Here is a 1,573-nt window from a genome sequence, read left to right on the forward strand (position 1 = left end):
CCGGCCATGTGAGAGTAGGTCATCGTCAGCTCTCTATTCTAAAAGTAAAACCCCCTTACGCGAAAGTGTAAGGGGGTTTTCTTTGGCTGGGGTTTGCGAATTAAAATAGATGTTTTTTCTTAAAAAAGCCTTTTTATCTTAAACATAGTATCAAAATAAAATCCCAATTACTGATTTTTGAGCTGTCTCATCTGTTTGATACTTTGCTGACGACCAATTATGAGTCGTAGAACAACACGGCGTTTTTTAGTAGTTATATTGTGCCATAATTGACGTTCAGGGAGACTATTCAGCAAGCAACCTAACTATTAATCTTCTTATTACTTTGAAAAATACCAATACGATGATTGGCAATCTCGAACAGTTCAAATTGCTGATTTAGTGCTATTCTATCGTTACTATCGTCATTCCTTTGAGGTCAGGAATTCAATATTATCCTAAATTGCTCAAAATAAAAGTAGGGGCTGTATAGAATTCAAATCAGCGGCAGCCAAATAAAGACACAGGCTAGCATCACAGCAGCTTCATAACTGTCTTTAAGCTTATCATAGCGTGTGGCAATACCTCTGAAGTGTTTTAATCTAGCAAAGGCGTTTTCTACCAAATGGCGACAGCGGTATAAGTACCAATTTAGCGTATTGTTGTTACTTTTTGAGTTTGACTTAACTGGTATCACAGACTCAGCGCAGTGCTCAAAGATACACTCTCTTATGTCGCTACTGTCATAGCCTCTATCTGCTATAACCGCCTTAGTCTCTTTTTTGATGGTACTTCTAATTAAAGTGTTAGCCATTTTAGAATCATGTACTTGGCCTCCTGTCAGCTCCACATGGACAGGGTTACCACAAGCATCAACCATAAGATGCAGCTTGCTGCTGTTACCAGCAACACTTTTACCAATGGCTTCATCACAACAACTGGCAGCGCCTGTACTGTGCTGATGTGCTTTTACCACGCTACCATCTATAAACAGCCATTCGCTATCATAGTCTGCGGTCATTATGGTCATCAGTTGCTGCCATTTACCTGTTTTACGCCAATAGCGGTATTGGTGGTATATACTCGACCAGTTGCCAAAGCTGTGCGGTAAGTCACGCCATGGACAGCCAACACGGATACGGTACAGCATCGCTTCAACGGTTCGTCTTAGATTGGGCTTGTTATATATGTTGATTTGTCGCAATATACCAGACAGCTTTTGCCATTGTTCATCATTAAGCATGGTACGAGCCATAAGTGACGCCTTTTCTCTTTGTTGTGGTAAACAAGATTGTAAGGCGTTGCTTATTTTTTTCAACTATTCCTCAATTCTATACAGCCCCTAGTAATCGGATATATTCGTTTTTTGGTTTAGCCAACAATATCAATCGTAATCAGCTAATATGAGCTTATCAACGCCTCGAATACTCTCAATGAAATAATGAGAAATTAAGAGGTTGGTCTTAGTATTAGGGAGTGTCCCTAATTGGAAAGCACGCATATATCTTCTAAAATAAGGCGTACACTTTATAAAATAAGAGGCATATAAAAAAGATGGCCAGACAAGCATTAACCGATAGCCTCTGGGAGCAGC

2 protein-coding genes are annotated in these 1,573 nt (G+C 39.7%); both read right to left on the minus strand.

The window, feature by feature from the left end; translation table 11 throughout:
- Window positions 1–475: 475 nt before the first annotated feature.
- Window positions 476–1,234, minus strand: a complete 759-nt coding sequence (locus WAZ74_RS13240) for an IS5 family transposase (RefSeq protein ID WP_422308772.1) — start codon at window positions 1,232–1,234, stop codon at window positions 476–478.
- 129 nt (window positions 1,235–1,363) lie between these two features.
- Window positions 1,364–1,573 (minus strand): hypothetical protein (locus tag WAZ74_RS13245; RefSeq protein WP_422308773.1); only part of this gene is annotated, 210 nt, incomplete at its 5' end.

It is taken from the genome of Psychrobacter sp. (assembly GCF_049295055.1).
Lineage (GTDB): Bacteria > Pseudomonadota > Gammaproteobacteria > Pseudomonadales > Moraxellaceae > Psychrobacter.